This window comes from Micromonospora sp. WMMD812 (genome assembly GCF_027497215.1).
In the GTDB taxonomy this organism is placed as follows: Bacteria; Actinomycetota; Actinomycetes; order Mycobacteriales; family Micromonosporaceae; genus Micromonospora.
In genome coordinates, this window is the sequence record NZ_CP114904.1 from 243885 (window position 1) to 262277 (window position 18393).

Genomic DNA, 18393 nt, shown 5'->3' on the forward strand with positions numbered 1-18393 from the left:
TCGGCGTCAGGCGGGTGCCGGGCCGGTGGAGTCGCGGACCACGAGGGTGTGCCCGGTCGATCGGCGGCGTGGCCGGGTCGACCGGGGTTTGAGCGCCAGGGCGAGAGCCATCCGCCCCATGTCGGTCATCGGCAGCCGGACGGTGGTGAGGCTGGGCGCCAGGTCGGCGGCGACGGAGACGTCGTCGAAGCCGACCACCGACATCCGGTCCGGCACGGAGATGCGGTGCGCCCGCAGCACGGCCAGCACCCCCATCGCCATCGCGTCGTTGAGCGCGATGATCGCGGTCGTCGCCGGGTGGTCGCTGAGGATCTGCTCGGCGGCGACCCGGCCGCCCTCGCGGGTGAAGTCGGTGTGCACGACCGGCAGGTCGCCGAGGTCGAGGCCGTGGCGCTGCAACGCCGACGCGACCCCGGCCATCCGGTCGGCGACGGTGGTGAGCCCCTCGGTGCCGGCGGCGACGGCGATCCGCCGGTGCCCCAGCGCGAGCAGGTGCTCCGCGAGCGCCCGCCCGCCGGCCTCGTTGTCCGGCAGCACCGCGTCGGCGCCGAGCGAGTGGCGGCCGATGACCGCCACCCGCCCGCCGAGGTTCTGATATGCCGACAGCTCCGCCTTCGTCTCGGCCTCGACGCGGGGGTCGGTGTAGCCGGAGCCGGCGATGAGGATGATGCCGACCCGCTGCGCGATGAGGTGGCGGATCTGGCGCAGCTCGAAGCCCGGGTCCCGTCCGGAGTGGCAGATCTGCACGAGCAGCCCCTGGTCGGCGGCGACCTGGATGACACCCCCGGCGATCTCGGAGAAGTAAGGGTCGTCCACCTGGTGCACGACCAGCCCGACCGTGGAGCTCGCCCCGCCGGCGAGGGTGCGGGCGTACGGGTTGGCGACGTAGCCCAGCTCCTGGGAGACCCGCCGCACCCGGTCGGCGACCTCCTCGCTGACGCCGTCCCGGCCGGCCAGAGCCCGCGAGGCGGTCGCCAGCGACACACCGGCCCGCTCGGCGACGTCGACGAGGCGCAACCTCGAGCCAGGCTTGGGCATCAGTAACGCTCCCGAAACACATCGATGCTGACGCGTCCTCGGCTATTGCCAGTGACGTAGCACACAGCCTAGAGTACGAAAGCGCTTTCGTAAGCGCTTCCAGCCTGGTGCAAAGGAGCGTCCGAGGATGTCCACCCGGTTGACAAAGATGAGATGGGCAACGGCGTTCGGCGCGACGGTGGCCCTCGCGCTCGGCGGCTGCAGCGGGGGTGATGGCGGGGGTTCGTCCTCCGGCGACGACCCGATCGTGGTCGGCATCTCCCTGCCGCTGACCGGAGACTTCTCCGAGCCCGGCAAGGGCGTGCAGCGCGGCTACCAGGCCTGGGCGAAGATCGTCAACGACAAGGGCGGTCTCCTGGGCCGACAGGTCGAACTGAAGATCCTCGACGACCAGTCCAACGCCGACCGCGTCGTCTCCGACTACGAGCAGCTGATCGGCCAGGACCAGGTCGACGTGGTGGTCGGTCCCTTCTCGACCCGGCTCGTCGTCCCGGCCGCCCGGGTCGCCGAGGAGTACGGCATGTTGTTCGTCGAGCCCGCGGGCGCGGCGAAGGAGGTCTTCGAGCAGGGCTTCAAGAACCTGTTCTACGCCGCTCCGGCGGTTGCCAACGACCACTACAACCACCTCGCGGAGCACATCCTCGCCCTGCCGGCGGGGCAGCGTCCCACGACCGCCGCGTACGCCGCGATGGACGACCCGTTCGCCCAGGGCACCGCGTACGGCCTCAAGGAGAAGCTCACCGCCGGTGGCATCCGCACCGTCGTCGACGAGGTCTACCCGCCGAACACCACCGACTTCAGCGGCATCGCCGCGAAGATCGCCGCGTCCAAGGCGGACATCGTGGTGGGCGGCTCGCAGTACCAGGACGGCGTCAACCTGATCGTCGCCCTCCAGCAGCTCGGCTACCAGCCGAAGCTGGCCGCCTTCTCCACGGCGCCGACCAGCCCCGAGTTCGCGGCCGCCATCGGCAACAAGACCGAGGGCATCCTGTCGCCGACCGGCTACACCCAGAAGGCGCCCTACCCGAGCAACGTCGAGTTCGTCGAGAAGTACACCGCCCAGTTCGGTTCGGCGCCGGAGGAGGACGAGGCGAACGCGTACACCACCGGCCAGGTCGTCGCGGCCGCGATCACCGCGGTCGGCTGCGCCGAGCAGGGGGACTGCCAGAAGAAGCTGGTCGAGTGGGTCCGTGGCAACACGGTGGAGACGGTCGTCGGCCCGCTCAGCTGGGACGCCACCGGCAAGCCGAAGGGCGCCCACATGATCCAGCAGTGGGTCAAGGGCGAGATCCAGATCGTGCTTCCAGAAGACGCCAAGGAGACCGACTTCGTCTTCCCGAAGCCGGCCTGGTAGGCACCGATGTCCTCTGGCGCGCTGATCTTCCAGAGCGTCGTGCTGGGATTGCTCCTGGGCGGGCTCTACGCCCTGCTGGCCTCGGGTCTGACGCTCTACTTCGGCATCATGCGGGTGGTGATGATCGCCCACTCGGCGTTCCTCATCCTCGCCGCCTACCTGGCCTGGTGGTGGCACACCCGGCTCGGCGTCGACCCGCTGCTGTCGCTGGTCGTCACGGTCCCGCTCTTCTTCGCCGCGGGGGTGCTGCTGCAGCGGCTGCTGCTGTCAAGGCTGCGCCCGGCGACCCTGACCATGATGTCGGTGCTGCTCACCTTCGCCATCGCGGTCATCATCGAGGGCCTGCTGGGGTACGCGTTCACCGGCACGCAGCGGCGCATCCAGCTCGGCTACGGCTCGGCGAACCTCGAGCTGTTCGGCGCCCGGATCGCGGTGGTCAAGCTGATCGCGTTCGGTCTCGCCGCCGCCGCGCTGCTGACGCTCTACCTGCTGCTCAAGAGGACGACCTTCGGGTGGGCGTTGCGGGCGACGATCCAGCACCGCGACGCCGCCCGGCTGGTCGGGATCGACACCGACCGGATCGCCGGCTTCGGCTTCGGGATCGGGCTGGCCAGCGCGGCCGTCGGTGGCACCGCCCTGGCCCTGGACACCACCATCTACCCGTCGCTGCACTGGCACTGGATCGGCCCGCTGATGGCGATCATCGTGGTCGGCGGGCTGGGCAGCGTGCCGGGGGCCGCGGCCGCCGCCATGGTGCTCGGCCTGCTCCAGAGCCTGTTGCAGATCCCGCTGAACACGACCTGGGCGCAGACCATCTTCTACCTCGCGCTCTTCGCCACGCTGGCGTTCCGCCCGCAGGGATTCTTCGGAGGTCGGCTTGCCCAGCGCTTCTGATCCGACACCGACGGCCGCCACGACAGCCCCCGGCGGCCCGGCGGCCACGACAGCGTCCGGCGGGCCGGCCGGGGCGCGCCGGCCCGCGGTCACCACCGGCCGGATCGTCCAGGGCGTCGTGCTCGTGGCGCTCGTCGCGGTGGTGCTCTCCTTCCCGTCGCTGGCGCCCAACCCGTACATCCTCTCCGCCGGGATCCTGGTGCTGAACTACGCGGTCCTGTCGACCTCGTGGAACTTCGTCGGAGGGTTCACCGGCTACATCTCGCTCGGGCACGGCGCCCTCGCCGGGCTCGGCGCGTACGGCACCGGGCTGCTGGTCACGAAGGCCGGCCTGCCGAGCTTCCTGGCCCTGGTCGTCGCGGCCGTCGGGGTCGCGGCGCTGGCCGTGCCGATCGGGTACGCGGCGCTGCGGGTCCGCGGCGCCTCCTTCGTCATCGTGTCCATCGCGCTGGTGCTGGTGATGCTGCTGGTCTTCCAGAGCTGGGCGTCGTTCACCGGTGGGTCCCGGGGCCTGGTCGTGCCACGGCCGTTCCCGGATCTGCTGCGCCCCGAACACCACCGGGTCTTCTGGTTCCTCTTCGCCGCCCTGCTGGCGCTCGCGCTGCTGGTGTGGTGGGTGATCGACCGTTCGCGGTTCGGCCTCGGGCTGAAGGCGATCCGGGAGGACGAGGACAAGGCCGAGGCGCTGGGCACCCCGACGTTCACCTACAAGCTGGTGGTCTTCGTCGTCTCGGCCGGGTTCACCGCCTGCGCCGGCGGCCTCTACGCACTCTGGTTCGGCGACCTCGACCCGGTGTTCCAGTTCTCCATCCTGACCGGGTCGTACATGGTCCTCATGGCGCTGCTCGGCGGGGTGCGCAACCTGTTCGGTCCGCTGCTCGGCGCCGTGGTCGTGGGCACCGCGCTGGAGTACTTCAAGGTCGAGTACGGCAACACCCCGCTGCACCTGGTCGCGACCGGCCTGCTGCTCGCCCTCGTCGTGCTCTTCATGCCCGACGGCGTGCTGCCGGCGATCGCCGCGCTGCTCGACCGGTTCCGGCCGGCCCAGCACTCGATCCGTGAGGTGACCGCCGCCGAGTTGCGCGACCAGCGCGAGCGCGGCGACACGGGCGAGGCACCACCCGAGCTGGCGGCGGCCGGCAACGGCGGACCGGGTGCGGAGCGAAGCGAGGGGCGGTCATGAGCGACGGGCAGGCACTGCGGACGGACGCCCTGACCAAGGCGTTCGGGGGCGTGGTGGCCCTCGACGGCGCGAGCGTGGCCTTTCAGCACGGCAAGGTCAACGCGCTCATCGGGCCCAACGGCTCCGGCAAGACGACGTTCTTCAACTGCGTCACCGGCCTGATCCGGCCCGACTCCGGCCGGACGACGTACCGGGGGCGGGACATCACCCGCGCCGCGCCGCACGCGATCGCCCACGCCGGCGTCGGCCGTACCTTCCAGCTGTGCCGGGTGTTCCCGCGGATGTCGGCGCTGGACAACGTGCTCGCCGCCGTACGCCCGGCGGGCCTGCTCGGGCAGCTGCGCGGCGCGCACGGCCGGTCCGAGGTCGACCGGGCGCGCGGCTGGCTGACCCGGTTGGGCATCGAGCACCTCGTCGACGTCGAGGCCCGCAACATGTCCTGGGGGCAGCAGAAGCTGCTCGAGCTGGCCGGCGTGCTGATGAGCGACCCGGAGACGGTCCTGCTGGACGAGCCGGCCGGCGGGGTCAACCCGGCGCTGCTCGACCGCATCGGCAGCCTGGTCCGCGAGCTCAACGCCGAGGGCCGGACGTTCGTGATCGTCGAGCACAACATGGACCTGGTCATGAGCATCAGCGACCACATCGTGGTCTTCGACCGCGGCCGGCCGATCGCCGAGGGTCCGCCGTCAGTCATCCGCTCCGACGAACGCGTGCTGGGGGCCTACCTTGGCGTCTGAGATCGAACTCATCGACATCCAGGCCGGCTACGGGCGCGCGGCCCCGGTGCTGCGCGGCCTCAGCGTCGCCGTGCCGGCCGGCACCATCGTCTGCCTGGTCGGGCCGAACGGCGCCGGGAAGTCGACCGTGCTGAAGGTCGCCAGCGGGCTGCTCTCCCCGCGGTCGGGTCGGATCCTGGTCGGCGGGCGGGACGTCACCGGCCAGGGTCCGAAGCGGATGCTCGCCGCCGGCGTGGCGCACGTCCTCCAAGGGCACAGCGTGTTCCGGGAGATGACCGTGGCCGAGAACGTGCTGCTCGGTGGCTACACGCTCAAGGACAAGGCGTTCATCGCCAGGCGGGTCGAGTTCGTCCGGGAACTCTTCCCGGTCGTGGCCGAGCGTTGGGACAGCCTCGCCGGACTGCTCTCCGGCGGCCAGCAGAAGCAGGTCGAGTTCGCCCGCTCGCTCATGGTGGACCCGAAGGTGGTCCTGCTGGACGAGCCGTCCATGGGTCTCGACCCGAAGGCGACGGCCACCGTCTTCGAGCAGGTCGTCCGGATGCGGGACGCCGGCACCGCCGTGCTGCTGGTCGAGCAGAACGCGCGGCGGGCGCTGGAGACCGCGGATCTCGGCTGCGTGCTCGACCTCGGCCGCGTGCACATCTCCGGCCCGGCGTCCGAACTGCTGGCCGACCCGCAGCTCGGCGAGCTCTACCTCGGCGGACGGCCCGCCGAGCCACCGGTCACCCCGAAACGCTGAGCCCCGCGTCGGCGTCGAGCGCGCCGAGCCCGCGGGCGCCAGCAGGCGAACGGCACCACCGCACCACCGACATAGTGAGACCCGGCGCTTCCGGGAAGCGCTTACCGCAGGCGTCGGGTCGGCGAAGTTCGTGGCACAGAGAGGTGTACGCGATGTCGAGACCACGACGCGTCGCCGCCGCCACCGCCGCCCTCCTGGCGGCCGGTGTGCTGGCGGGCGCCGCGGCGCCACCCGCGGCGGCCGGCTGGCCCGGCCCGCGCGGCGTCCACCCGTCCCTACGAGAGAACCTGGTCTCCTTCTACGACTTCGACCACCCGGTGACCGGCGACCCGGCGCTGGAACGCGACCAGGGCCGGTCGGGCACCGAGATCGAACTGGTCAACGGCGGCGCGGCGATGCGTGTCCGGGACCGCGCGTACGCCGGCAGCGGCCGGGCGCTGCAGACCCGGCAGGTCGAGCCGACGGTCGCCGGCAACGACGACTGGAAGGCCGGCATCTGGTCGGCCAGCGGCGTGCGCACGCTGCGCCCGTTCAACGCCGTCGCGGGCACCACCGTGATGGGCTGGTTCAAGGTCGAGATGACCAGCCCTCGGCCCAACTCCCACACCGCCAACCCCGACGACCTGTTCAACGCCATCGGGCTCGCCGGCGTGCTCACCGGCGACTCCGACGGCCACGGCGTCCGCGCGCTGCTGGAACTCATCGACGTCAACGGGGAACTTCGCCTGGTCGCGCTCGGCCGGCGCCTCGACGGGGGCAACTCGCAGACGTTCGCGGCGAACGAGGACTGGCGGACGCTGCTGCCGGTGGGCGAGTGGGTGCACCTGACCGCCACCTTCGACTTCGCCACTGGCGCGATGGCCCTCTACCGCAACGGCAAGCCGCTGGCCGGCTTCTACACCCGCACCGACGACCCGTGGCTGGTGAGCGGCCCGGGCCCGCACGTCACCACCGCCACCGATCCCCGCGGCATCAAGATCGGCGGCAGCTACCCGCAGGACACCCGCGAGCAGAACCCGTGCGACTGCCGCATGGATTCGCTGATGTTCCTCGACCGCGTCGTCTCGGCGCGCGACGTCGAGAAGCAGTACCGGCACATGACCGCCCGCGGGCACTGACCCGCCCCGCCACCCGTCCCCCGAGAATGGAGTGACCCGTGCGCATCTCCACTCGCAGCGTACGCAGATCGGCGACGACCGCCGTGCTCGCGGCCGCCACCCTCACCCTGTCGTTGCTGGTCGCGCCGCCCGCCCAGGCCGCCGACCCGATCTACGACCCGGTCCCCGAGGCGCAGATCCAGAGCCGGCTCGGGCTCGTCCTGAGCGAGTACACCTCGTTCCCCAAGTCCGAGCCGACCCCGGCGCCGACCGACCAGCGGCTCATGCGGCAGGCCCGGATCAACACGATCATGGAGATCCCGGACGGCTCCGGCCGCCGGGCGGTGCCTGACCTCAACGGCAAGCTCTACGTCGTCGAGAACGGCGTGCCGCACGTCTACCTCGACGTCGCGGCCACCTTCGCGCCGAAGTTCTTCTCCGGCCGCGGCCTCGGCCAGGGCTTCGGTTACGTGGCCTTCCACCCGGACTTCAAGCGCAGCGGCAAGTTCTACACCGTCCACACCGAGCAGGCGTCGCTGGCGACCGAGGTGCCGGACTGGTCGCAGACCGGCACCATCTTCCACGGCATCATCACCGAGTGGACGGCCAGCGACCCTGCCGCCGACACCTTCGCCGGTACCCGGCGGGAGGTGCTGCGCCTCGGCTTCGGCGGTCAGGTGCACGGCATCCAGGAGATCAACTTCAACCCGACGGCCAAGAAGCACGACGCCGACTACGGGAATCTCTACATCGCCGCCGGCGACGGCGGTCTCGGCGTCCGCAACACCGACCCGCAGAACCTCGCCCTCCCGCACGGCAAGCTGCTGCGGATCGACCCGCTGGGCACCAACGCCGCCGGCGGGCGGTACGGCGTGCCGCCCTCGAACCCGTTCGTCGGTCGCGCGGGCGCGCTCGGCGAGATCTACGCGGTCGGCTTCCGCGATCCGCACCGGTTCAGCTGGGACCGGCAGACCGGACGGATGTACCTCGGCCACATCGGCGAGCACGCCATCGAGGCGATCTACGAGGTGCGCGCCGGCGACAACTTCGGCTGGAGTGAGCGCGAGGGGGCGTTCGTCTTCGACAAGGCGTCGACGCGTCCGTGCGACAAGCTCTTCCCGCTGCCCGAGGACGACGCACAGTACGGCTACACCTACCCGGTCGCCGCGTACGACCACGACCCGGCTCCGGGCTGGAACTGCACCTCGGACGTCGGTGTCGCGGTGGCCGGCGGGTTCGTCTACCGCGGCCGGGACGTGCCCGCCCTGCGGGGCAAGTACGTCTTCGGCGACCTGGTCGACGGGCGGGTGCTCTACACCGAGGCCAAGGAGATGCGGCGTGGGCAGGACCCGGCTCCGATCCACCGGCTGGCTCTCTTCGACGCCGCCGGCAACTCGGTGCGCATGCAGGACCTCTCCGGTCCCGGCGCGCCCGGCGACCCGAACCGGGTCGACCTGCGCTTCGGCACGGACGCGCAGGGCGAGCTGTACATCCTGGCCAAGGCCAACGGCAAGATCTGGAAGGTGACCGGCACCCGCGAGTTCGCGGACGGGACGGTCGGCGACACCAAGGTCCGGGACACCATGCGGCCGACCAACTGGGCGCCGGTGACCCCGTCGAAGTGGCAGTTCACCGGCAAGCAGGTGATCCTGGCCGAGGCGGGCGTGCAGCGGCCCGGCCCGCGCCGGCCGTTCGAGTACGCGGTGCTCACCGCCGGACCGAAGTTCGGGGCCGTCGACGTCACGGCCGAGGTGCGACTGGACACCCCGGTCGAGGTGACCAACCGGGACGTGATCATCGTCTTCGGCTACCGGTCGGACACGGAGTTCTACTACGCCCACGTGTCGACCGACAACACGATCCTGCCGCACAACGGCATCTTCAAGGTCAACAACGCGGACCGGGAGCGGATCGACTACCAGTGGAACGGCCGGTCCCGTGGCGCCGCGCCGGCCATCGTGGACGCGGACTGGCACACGGTCCGGGTCCGGCACCTGCCGGCGACCGGGGAGATCGCCGTCTACATCGACGGGGCGAAGGACCCGTTGATGACCGCGAAGGACACCACCTTCGACTCGGGCCGGGTGGGCTTCGGCTCGTTCGACAACGTCGGGCGGATGCGTGACCTCACCGTACGCGGCACGCCGGCGGCCTGACCGGCCACCGGTCGGCGGTTCCGGGCAGGGGAGCGGCGGCAGCGTGGCCGCCGCTCCCCACCAGAACCGGCACGCCGGGGGCCGGCACGTCGGCTCAGGACGGCCCGCGGGGGGTGCTGGCGCGGACCACCACCTCGCCGCCGACGCGACGCAGGCGGGGCCGTTCGACCTCGTCGTCGAGGGCCAGCTGGACGGCCAGTGCCCCGATCTCCTCGAGGGGGATCCGTACGGTGGTCAGCCCCGGGTTCACGTCGCGCAGGGTGGCGATGTCGTCGAAGCCGGCGATCGCCATCCCCGAGGGTGGTTCCACGCCCCGGTCGCGCATCGCGGCCATCGCGCCCACCGCCATCACGTCGTTGACGGCGAACACGCAGCTGACGTCGGGCTCACGGTCGAGCAGTCGACTCATGGCGTCGTAGCCGCCGTCCCGGGTGAACGGGCCGGGCACGACGTGCTCCGGGGCGAGCCGGCCGCCCCGTCGGGCCAGCGCCTGCCGGAAACCGGCCACCCGCTCGGTCGCGGTGAGCAGGTCGGGCGGCCCGCCGAGCACCGCGAACCGGTGGTGCCCGAGGTCGTGCAGGGCGTGGCCGAGGTCGCGCGCACCGGCCTGGTTGTCGATGGAGATGGTGTCGACCGGAAGGCGTGGTTGGCTCACCGCCACCGCCCGGCCGCCCTCGGCCTCGAACGCGGCCAGCTCCTCGGCGAGTTGGTCGGTGGCGGCGCGGTCGTCGGTGCGACTGCCGACGACGATGACGACGCTGGCCCAGTGCCGGCGGAACGCGCCGACGTAGTCGGTCTCGGCCCCCGGCCGGCGCTCGGTGCTCGCCATGGTGACCAGCAGCCCGTGCGCCCCGGCCTCCCGCATCACGCCGGCGGCGACGGCGGAGAAGTAGGGGTCGGCGATGTCGTGCAGCGACAGGCCGACGATGTTGGTCCGCCCCCGGGCCATCGCCTGGGCGTGCGCGTTGGGGGAGTAGCGGAGCTCGGCCGCCGCGCGCAGCACCCGCTCGCGCAGCTTCTCGCCCACCACCCGGTTGGCGCTGCCGTTGAGAGCACGGGAGGCGGTGGCCAGCGACACCCCGGCGCGGCGCGCCACGTCGTGCAGCGTGACGGAACCGGTCACGAAACCTTTCCTTCCCGAACTCGACCGCGGGCGGAAATCGTTTCCCGCCAGCGTAGGAAGCCGCCGATCACCCCGTCAAACCCGGCACCGGGCCGGTGGCCTGCGGATCCGCCCCCCGGTCACGCCGTCGTCGCCGATGGTGACCGGCCGGTGTGGACGGGGCTTGCACCGGTGACAGACTCTGCCATACCGTTTCGGTAAGCGCTTTCCCAAGGAGGTTCGTCGATGTCCGCTCGCAAGCTCGGTGTGGTGATGAACGGGGTGACCGGCCGGATGGGCTACCGGCAGCACCTCGTGCGATCCGTCCTCGCCATCCGGGAACAGGGCGGCGTGACACTCTCCGACGGCACCCGCGTGCAGCTCGAACCGCTGCTGGTCGGGCGGAACGAGACGAAGTTGCGGGAGATCGCCGAGCGGCACGACCTGCCCCGCTGGACCACCGACCTGGACGCCGCGCTGGCCGACGCCGACCACCCGGTCTACTTCGACGCCCAGCTGACCCAGGTCCGGGAGAAGTCACTGATCAAGGCCATGGACGCCGGCCGGCACGTCTACACCGAGAAGCCGACCGCCGAGTCGTTCGCCGGGGCGCTCGAACTCGCCCGGCACGCCCGACGGGCCGGGGTGAAGAACGGGGTGGTGCACGACAAGCTCTACCTGCCCGGGCTGATGAAGCTCAAGCGTCTGGTCGACGGGGGCTTCTTCGGCCGGATCCTCTCGGTGCGCGGCGAGTTCGGCTACTGGGTGTTCGAGGGCGACTGGCAGCCCGCGCAGCGCCCCAGCTGGAACTACCGCGCGCAGGACGGTGGCGGCATCGCGTTGGACATGTTCCCGCACTGGAGCTACGTGCTGGAGAACACCTTCGGCGCGGTACGGGCGGTCACCGCCCGGGTCGTCACGCACATCCCCCAGCGCTGGGACGAGAACGGCCAGCGCTACGACGCGACCGCCGACGACGCCGCGTACGCCATCTTCGAACTCGACGGGGGGATCGTCGCCCAGGTGAACTCGTCCTGGGCCGTCCGGGTCAACCGGGACGAGCTGGTCGAGTTCCAGGTGGACGGCACCGACGGCAGCGCGGTGGCCGGGCTGCACCGCTGCCGGGTGCAGCCGCGGGCGGTCACCCCGAAGCCGGTGTGGAACCCGGACCTCGTGGAGACCCAGCGGTTCCGCGACCAGTGGCACGAGGTGCCGGACAACGCCGTGTTCGACAACGGCTTCAAGGCCCAGTGGGAGCAGTTCGTCCGGCACGTCGTGGAGGACGCGCCGAACCCGTACGACCTGCTCTCCGGTGCCCGTGGGGTGCAGCTCGCCGACGCCGGGCTGCGCTCCTCCCGGGAGGGCCGTCGCATCGAGCTGCCGGAGCTGACGGCATGAGCGAGCGAATCATCAGGATCCGCGCGTGCGAGCCTCGGGCCGGCGCCGACCGGACGGAGGTGGCGGCATGAGCGCGACGGTGCGGTTGCCGCGCGCCGACGGCACGCTGGAGGAGCGCCGGCTGGCCGAGCCGGCCCGGTGGGAGCGGCCCGCCAGCGCGATCGCCTCCCGCGTCGCGTTCGCCGCCGCGCACGTGGTCGCCGACCCGTTCGGTGACAACGTGCCCGGCGCCCCGGCGGTGGTGGACTGGGAGTCCACCCTGGCGTTCCGCCGGCACCTCTGGTCGTACGGGCTCGGGGTGGCCGAGGCGATGGACACCGCTCAGCGCGGCATGGGACTCGACTGGGCCACCACCCGCCAGCTCATCGACCGCAGCGCCGCCGCCGCGCGCGAGGCGGGCGGCCGGATCGCGGCCGGCGCCGGCACCGACCACGTGCCGGCCGACGTCGCCTCGCTCGACGACGTCACGGCCGCGTACGAGGAGCAGGTCGAGGTGGTGGAGGCCAGCGGCGCGCAGGTCATCCTGATGGCGAGCCGGCAGCTGGCCCGGCTGGCCCGCGGGCCCGAGGACTACGCCAAGGTGTACGAGCGGCTGCTCGCCCAGGTGTCCCGACCGGTGATCCTGCACTGGCTGGGGCCCATGTTCGACCCGGCGCTGCACGGCTACTGGGGCTCGGCGGAAGTTCCGACGGCCAGCACCGCGTTGCTCGACCTCATCGGCCGGCACGCGGCCAAGGTCGACGGGGTGAAGGTGTCGCTGCTCGACGCCGACCACGAACGGGCGCTGCGGGCCGCGCTGCCGGCCGGCGTACGCCTCTACACCGGCGACGACTTCAACTACCCGGAGCTGATCCGGGGCGACGGGACGCACCACAGCGACGCCCTGCTCGGCATCTTCGCCGCGATCGCACCGGCCGCCTCGGGCGCCCTCCAGGCCCTCGACCGAGGCGACCCGCTCGGCTACGACGCGGCCTTCGCGCCGACGCTGCCGCTGGCCCGGCACATCTTCGCCCCGCCGACCTGGTACTACAAGACCGGCATCGCCTTCCTGGCCTGGCTCAGCGGCCACCAGCCCGGCTTCACCATGGTGGGCGGCCTGGAGAGCGCCCGCGGCGTGGTCCACCTGGCCGAGCTGGCGCGGCTCGCCGACGAGGCCCGGCTGCTACCCAATCCCGACCTCGCCGCCGCGCGGCTGCGCGCGTTCCTCGACGTCGCCGGGGTTCCCCGGTGAGCGGCGCGAACCGGTCCACCGTGGACCGGGCCGTGGACGTGCCGTCGGGCCGGCCGGCCGAGGTCGCCACGCCGCAGCCGGGCGACCCGGCGCTCGCCCGGCTGTCGCTGAACCAGAAGACCACCGACCGGTGGTCGGTGGCCGAGGCGGTCGACGGGTGCGTCCGGGCCGGCCTGCCGGCGATCGGTCTCTGGCGCGAGCCCGTCCAGGCGATCGGCGCCGGCGCCGCCGCCCGCCTCGTCGCCGACGCCGGGCTGCGGGTGTCCTCCCTGTGCCGGGGCGGGTTCCTGACCGCCGTCGACCCGGCCGCCCGGCGCCGTGCGCTCGACGACAACCGCCGGGCGATCGAGGAGACCGCCGAGGTCGGCGCGGCCTGCCTGGTGATGGTGGTCGGCGGTCTGCCGGAGGGCTCCCGTGACCTGGCCGGCGCGCGGGAGCGGGCGGCCGACGGGATCGCCGACCTGGTGCCGCACGCGGCGCAGCACGGCGTACGGCTCGCGCTGGAACCCATGCATCCGATCTTCTGCGCGGACCGCGGGGTGCTCTCCACCCTCGGCCAGTCGCTCGACCTCGCCGAGCGGTTCCCCGCCGAGCACGTGGGCGTCGTGGTCGACACGTACCACGTCTGGTGGGACCCGGACGTCCTGGGCCAGATCCAACGCGCCCGCGGCCGGATCGCGAGTTTCCAGGTCTGCGACTGGATCACCCCGCTGCCGCCCGACGCCCTGCTCTCCCGGGGCATGATGGGCGACGGGCACATCGACTTCCGGCTGCTCCGCCGGGCCGTCGAGCAGGCCGGTTACACCGGCGACATCGAGGTGGAGATCTTCAACGCCGACGTGTGGGCCGCCGACCCGGACGCGGTCGTCGCCACGATGGCCCGCCGCCATCTCGCCCACGTGCTAGGCGACTGAGCGGCGGAGCGCCACGGGGCCGCGCCCGGGCCGGGCGGGTCACAGCACCTGGGCGAGGAACTGGCGCAGGCGCGGGTGCTCGGGCGCCCCGAAGACCGCGGCCGGCTCACCGACCTCCAGCACAACCCCACAGTCCATGAAGGCCACCGTGTCGGCGACCTCGCGGGCGAAGCCCATCTCGTGGGTGACCACCACCATGGTCATCCCGCCGGACGAGAGGTCCGCCATCACTCCGAGCACCCCCTTGACCAGTTCGGGGTCGAGGGCGCTGGTGGCCTCGTCGAAGAGCATCACCTGCGGCTGCAGGGCCAAGGCCCGGGCGATCGCCACCCGCTGCTGCTGCCCGCCGGACAGGTGCGCCGGTCGGGCGTCGGCCTTGCCGGCCAGCCCGACGAGGTCCAACTGGGCCCGGGCGACGGCCACCGCCTCCTCCTCGGGCAGCCGCTTGATCCGGCGCAGCGCCAGCGTGACGTTACGCAGCACGCTCATGTGCGGAAACAGGTTGAACTGCTGGAAGACCATGCCGACGCGTTGCCGCAGGGCGTCCGGGTCGTCGGTCAGCACGCTGCGTCCGTCGAACAGCACGTCACCGCGATCCGGCTCGATCAGCCGGTTGATCGTCCGCAGCAGCGTGGACTTGCCGGAGCCGGACGGCCCGATGACGCAGGCGGTCGCGCCCCGCGCCACGTCCAGGTCCACGCCACGGAGCACCCGGTTCGCCCCGAAGGCGAGGTGCACGTCGCGGACGCCCAGGCTCACCGAGGTCGTGGTGTCGATGCTCATCGCTGGCTCCCTCCGGCCGCGCCCGGCAGTGTCAGGTCGGCGTCGTCGATGTCCTCGGCCGGCGCGGCCTGCCGGCCGTGCCGCAGCCGCCGGTCGATCGCGTTGACCGCGTGCGTGAGCGGAACGGTGAGCGCCAGGTAGAAGAGCCCGGCCAGCAGCAACGCGGACTCGTTGCCGGTGGTGGCGGCGTAGTCCTGACCGATCCGGAACAGCTCCCGCTGGCTGGCCACCAGGCCGAGGAAGTACACCAGGCTGGAGTCCTTGATCAGGGCGATGAGCTGGTTGACCCACGCCGGCAGCACCCGGCGTACGCCCTGCGGGATGATGACCACCCGCATCGCCTCGCCCCAGGAGAGGCCGAGCGCCCGGGCGCCCTCCAACTGGGCCGCCTCCACCGACTGGATGCCGGAGCGGAAGATCTCCCCGATGTAGGCGGCCGCGATCAACGAGAGCGCCAGGATGCCCAACGGGTACGGGTCCGGGCCCCACACCTGCATGCCGAGCGGCGCCAGCCCCACGCCGATGAGCAGGATCGTCGCGGCGGCCGGCAGGCCCCGGAACACGTCGGTGTAGACGCGCGCCGGCCAGCGTAGCCAGCGGGTGCGGGCGATGCCGGCGACGGCCAGCAGCATGCCCAGCACCGAGCCGAGCAGGGCGGCGGAGACCGCCAGGATCAGCGTGTTGGGCAACCCGACGGTCACCATCTCGGGTAGCGCCTCGCGCATCGACTCCCAGTCGAAGAACGTCTCCCAGAGGGTGCGCAACGGATCCATCAGTCGCCTCTCCTACCGCCCCGCTCGCTCGTCAGCACCACCGTCAGGACGCGGCCGAGGCCGACGCCGTCGCGGCTGGGACCGCCACGGTGCCGCTGCCCGGCTTGAAGTCCGCCGGGATCGGCCGGCCCGGGTAGTACTGGTCCTGCAGGCGGCTCCACGTGCCGTCCGCGATCACCTCGTCGAGGCCCTTGTTCAGCGCCTCGCGCAGCTTGTCGTTCCCCTTGGCCACCGCGTACGCGGTCGGCGCCGGGCTGAGCTGCTTCGCCGCCACGGTGATCTTGCCGCTGCTGTCCGCCGCCGACTTCTCGCCGATCTCGGCCGGGGCGATCCAGGCGTCCGCGGTGCCCGCCTTCAGCTGGTTGATCGCGCCGTTGTAGTCCGGCACCCGGACCGGGTTGAGCCCCTTGCCGGTGGCGTAGTCGTCCTGGACCGTGCCCTGCACGACCACGACCCGCTTGCCCGCGAGCTGGTCGAAGCCCGTGATCGGCGAGCCGGCCGGTACGTCGAGTCCGAAGTAGCCGAAGTCGTAGCCGTTGCCGAAGTCGACCGTCTTCTTGCGAGCCTCGGTGATGGTGATCGATGAGCTGCCGACGTCGAACTTCCGGTTGTTGACCTGCGAGAGCAGCGCGGAGAAGTCGGTGCCGACGAACTCCACCTTCAGACCGACCTTTCCGGCGACCGCGGTGAGCAGGTCGTTGTCGAAGCCGGTGAACCGGCCGTCCTTCAGGTACACGTTCGGCGGCGCGTCGGTGAGCGTGCCGGCGCGCAGCACGCCGGCCTGGAGCAGGCCGTAGGGGTTGTCCGCCGCGCTGGACGAGGCGTCGTCGCCGCAGGCGGTGAGAGTGGCGGCGCCGAGGACGGCGGCCACGCCGAGGGCGGCCACCCGGGTCAGGGCAGGAAGAAGTCGCACAGGTGTCTCCGGGGATGGTGTCAGCGGCGGCGCACGGGCGTACGCCGCCGACGGCGCGCCCGACGGGCGTACCGCTGGATAGATCAGGGAAGCGGGGAAGGGCGCGTCAGCGACCGGCGCTGGGCCGACACGCGGCGCTGCAGACCCACATCATGTCGACGTGCCGGCGCCGGGTCAGTGCCGGCGGTGTGGGCCGGTGGGCCGACGCGGCGGGGTCGAGCGGTGGGATGGTGATGCGAGACGACATGGCTCTCCTAGGTCGTTGCTGACCTGGGAACCAGGCCACGCTTGCACCGGAGAACACTCCGGTGCCCGGTCTTCACCCGGGGCACCCCACCGCGGAGGAGGGTTGCCGGCCAGCGAGCCGGGGCTTGACGCTGGCGCTCATGACCTGCGCCGAGGTTAGCAGCCCGTGGCGGTACACCGTCCAGCCGTTATGACCACCCTCACGCGGGCCCGCCGGGCGACCCGCCGAACAGGGCAAACCCACCACGGCCGCGCGCCGGTGGTGACACGATCACCGAGTGGTCGGCCGGCGCGGGCCGACCGGGCGGGAGTCGGTGCGGTGAGGGACGTCGAGCTGCACGAGGACGGCCGACGAGTGGTCGTGGTCGTCCTCGACAAGGGCGAGGACCCGGTGACGGTGATCAACCAGGTGGCCGTGGACCGGAACATCCGGGGCGCCTCGGTGACCGCGGTGGGCGGCTTCCAGGCCGCCGAGCTGGGCTACTTCGACCGGGAGCGACGCGAGATCCGGCCGATCCCGGTGACCGAGCAGGTGGAGGTGCTCAGCATCCTGGGGGACATCGCCGAGGACTCCGGCCGCCCCGCCCTGCACGTGCACGCGGTGCTCGGCCGCCGGGACGGCAGCACGGTCGGCGGCCACCTGCTGCGCGGCGAGGTCTGGCCGACCCTCGAGGTGGTGATCACCGAGGTCGGCGCGAGCCTCGCCAAGAAGGTGGATCCGGAGACCGGCCTGGCGCTGCTCAGCGGCGAGACCGGACGATGACCGGGCGGAAGCGGTTGGCGTAGCGGGCGGGGGCGCGGGTACTCCCGGGGCGACACCGCCGAGGGGGTGCGTTGTGCCGGACAAGCACGAGCAGGCCGAAGAGATGCGACACGACGTGCCGTCGACGATCGCCCGCTCCGACGACAAGGCGGTGCGGACCTACAAGAAGACGCTCGAGGCGGCCGAGGAGACCTACGGCGACGGCGAACGGGCGCACCGCACGGCGTACTCCTCGCTCAAGCACACCCATGAGAAGGTCGGGGACCACTGGGAGCCCAAGGAGCGTCCGGGGCCGTCCGACCCACAGGCCGCGCTGGGCACCCCGCCTCCCGTGCCCGACCTCGGGAGACCGCCCAGGGGGTGGACGCCAACGCCAGCCGGGGCCACCTCGACGAGGTGGCCCGCAAGGTGGGCATCGACCGCCCGCAGGAGCTGGACCGGGACGACCTGGTCCGCGCGATCGAGAAGGCCAACGCCCGGGCCACCGCCCGCGCCCGCCGGCGAGGTCGGGAACAGCCCCGACCAGGCGGCTGTCCGTCGACCGACCTCGGCCGCTCCCGCCCGTCGCTAGAGTGGCGGTGAACGCCGATGGCATGGGCGATCACGCCGACGCCCCTGGTCGTAGGCCCGCAGAGAGGTGGTCACGCCATGACGGCGAACCGGGACATCGTCGCCCGCGCCTTCGCGGACTGGTCCGCCGGCACCGGCGCCATCAGCGACATCTTCGCCCCGCGCATGCGGTGGGAGGTCGTCGGCAACTCGGTGGTGGCCGGCACGTACCACAGCGCCGACGACTTCCTCACCCAGGCGATGCGACCGTTCAACGCGCGGTTCGACCCGGACAGCCCGTACCGGCCGGTGAACCTCCGGGCGATCTACGAGGACGCCGACGCGAACACGGTCGTCGCCGTCTTCGACGGCGCCGGCGTCACCCGTGACGGCTCGACGTACGAGAACACCTACGCCTGGATCCTGACCTTCTCGGACGGCAAGGTGGTGGACGGGACCGCCTTCTTCGACAGCCTGGCCTTCAACGAGCTGTGGAAGACCCCGCCGGCGGCCTGACCGCTGC

At 72.1% G+C, this 18393-nt stretch carries 17 protein-coding genes, 1 pseudogene and 1 riboswitch; of the genes and pseudogenes, 13 read left to right on the forward strand and 5 right to left on the reverse strand.

What is annotated here, in order from left to right:
* Positions 1-6: 6 nt before the first annotated feature.
* A complete protein-coding gene (locus O7603_RS01040; protein WP_281573774.1) occupies positions 7-1038 on the reverse strand; it encodes a LacI family DNA-binding transcriptional regulator in 1032 nt (343 codons plus the stop codon).
* Between the two features lie 148 nt (positions 1039-1186).
* Here O7603_RS01040 and O7603_RS01045 point away from each other — a divergent pair, with 148 nt between their 5' ends.
* From O7603_RS01045 to O7603_RS01075, 7 genes are all read left to right on the forward strand, one after another.
* On the forward strand, positions 1187-2392 hold the full coding sequence (locus O7603_RS01045; RefSeq protein WP_281573775.1) for an amino acid ABC transporter substrate-binding protein: 1206 nt from the start codon (positions 1187-1189) through the stop codon (positions 2390-2392).
* Positions 2393-2398: 6 nt separating this feature from the next.
* On the forward strand, positions 2399-3286 hold the full coding sequence (locus O7603_RS01050; protein ID WP_281573776.1) for a branched-chain amino acid ABC transporter permease: 888 nt from the start codon (positions 2399-2401) through the stop codon (positions 3284-3286).
* Positions 3270-4469 (forward strand): branched-chain amino acid ABC transporter permease, encoded by a 1200-nt coding sequence (locus tag O7603_RS01055; protein WP_281573777.1) that lies wholly within the window; start codon positions 3270-3272, stop codon positions 4467-4469. The genes O7603_RS01050 and O7603_RS01055 overlap by 17 nt, the downstream gene beginning before the upstream one ends.
* The gene (locus O7603_RS01060) at positions 4466-5206 is read left to right on the forward strand and encodes an ABC transporter ATP-binding protein (RefSeq protein WP_281573778.1); all 741 of its coding nucleotides are present in this window, start codon (positions 4466-4468) and stop codon (positions 5204-5206) included. The genes O7603_RS01055 and O7603_RS01060 overlap by 4 nt, the downstream gene beginning before the upstream one ends.
* The gene (locus O7603_RS01065; RefSeq protein ID WP_281573779.1) at positions 5196-5945 is read left to right on the forward strand and encodes an ABC transporter ATP-binding protein; all 750 of its coding nucleotides are present in this window, start codon (positions 5196-5198) and stop codon (positions 5943-5945) included. Before O7603_RS01060 ends, O7603_RS01065 begins: the two co-directional genes overlap by 11 nt.
* 152 nt (positions 5946-6097) lie before the next feature.
* Complete coding sequence (locus O7603_RS01070) at positions 6098-7063, forward strand: LamG-like jellyroll fold domain-containing protein (RefSeq protein ID WP_281573780.1); 966 nt, start codon at positions 6098-6100, stop codon at positions 7061-7063.
* Positions 7064-7101: 38 nt separating this feature from the next.
* Entirely contained in the window at positions 7102-9198 is a 2097-nt protein-coding gene (locus O7603_RS01075) for a PQQ-dependent sugar dehydrogenase (RefSeq protein ID WP_281573781.1), read from the forward strand.
* Positions 9199-9292: 94 nt separating this feature from the next.
* Here O7603_RS01075 and O7603_RS01080 read toward each other — a convergent pair whose 3' ends face one another.
* Positions 9293-10321: a LacI family DNA-binding transcriptional regulator gene (locus O7603_RS01080; RefSeq protein WP_281573782.1), complete on the reverse strand. Its 1029-nt coding sequence runs from the start codon at positions 10319-10321 to the stop codon at positions 9293-9295.
* A gap of 225 nt (positions 10322-10546) precedes the next feature.
* Here O7603_RS01080 and O7603_RS01085 point away from each other — a divergent pair, with 225 nt between their 5' ends.
* The 3 genes from O7603_RS01085 (at position 10547) to O7603_RS01095 (ending at position 13843) form a co-directional block, all read left to right on the forward strand.
* Positions 10547-11698 carry a Gfo/Idh/MocA family oxidoreductase gene (locus O7603_RS01085; protein WP_281573783.1) on the forward strand — a complete coding sequence of 384 codons (1152 nt, stop codon included), beginning with the start codon at positions 10547-10549 and terminating at the stop codon, positions 11696-11698.
* Between the two features lie 67 nt (positions 11699-11765).
* Positions 11766-12929: a dihydrodipicolinate synthase family protein gene (locus tag O7603_RS01090; RefSeq protein WP_281573784.1), complete on the forward strand. Its 1164-nt coding sequence runs from the start codon at positions 11766-11768 to the stop codon at positions 12927-12929.
* A gap of 38 nt (positions 12930-12967) precedes the next feature.
* Complete coding sequence (locus O7603_RS01095; protein WP_281576917.1) at positions 12968-13843, forward strand: sugar phosphate isomerase/epimerase family protein; 876 nt, start codon at positions 12968-12970, stop codon at positions 13841-13843.
* A gap of 39 nt (positions 13844-13882) precedes the next feature.
* On the opposite strand, the gene O7603_RS01100 is transcribed toward O7603_RS01095, so the two are convergent.
* From O7603_RS01100 to O7603_RS01110, 3 genes are read right to left on the reverse strand one after another with little or no spacing between them, the layout of a single operon-like run.
* On the reverse strand, positions 13883-14620 hold the full coding sequence (locus tag O7603_RS01100; protein WP_281576918.1) for an amino acid ABC transporter ATP-binding protein: 738 nt from the start codon (positions 14618-14620) through the stop codon (positions 13883-13885).
* A gap of 2 nt (positions 14621-14622) precedes the next feature.
* On the reverse strand, positions 14623-15399 hold the full coding sequence (locus tag O7603_RS01105) for an amino acid ABC transporter permease (RefSeq protein ID WP_281573785.1): 777 nt from the start codon (positions 15397-15399) through the stop codon (positions 14623-14625).
* Between the two features lie 43 nt (positions 15400-15442).
* Positions 15443-16312, reverse strand: a complete 870-nt coding sequence (locus tag O7603_RS01110; protein WP_281573786.1) for an ABC transporter substrate-binding protein — start codon at positions 16310-16312, stop codon at positions 15443-15445.
* A 279-nt stretch (positions 16313-16591) separates the two neighbouring features.
* Positions 16592-16704, reverse strand: a riboswitch (SAM riboswitch).
* A gap of 173 nt (positions 16705-16877) precedes the next feature.
* Between O7603_RS01110 and O7603_RS01115 the strand changes: the two genes are divergently transcribed.
* From O7603_RS01115 to O7603_RS01125, 3 genes and pseudogenes are all read left to right on the forward strand, one after another.
* Positions 16878-17321 carry a PPC domain-containing DNA-binding protein gene (locus O7603_RS01115; RefSeq protein WP_281573787.1) on the forward strand — a complete coding sequence of 148 codons (444 nt, stop codon included), beginning with the start codon at positions 16878-16880 and terminating at the stop codon, positions 17319-17321.
* Between the two features lie 103 nt (positions 17322-17424).
* A pseudogene (locus tag O7603_RS01120) lies at positions 17425-17903 on the forward strand (ChaB family protein).
* A 66-nt stretch (positions 17904-17969) separates the two neighbouring features.
* On the forward strand, positions 17970-18386 hold the full coding sequence (locus O7603_RS01125; RefSeq protein WP_281573788.1) for a nuclear transport factor 2 family protein: 417 nt from the start codon (positions 17970-17972) through the stop codon (positions 18384-18386).
* Positions 18387-18393 lie beyond the last annotated feature (7 nt).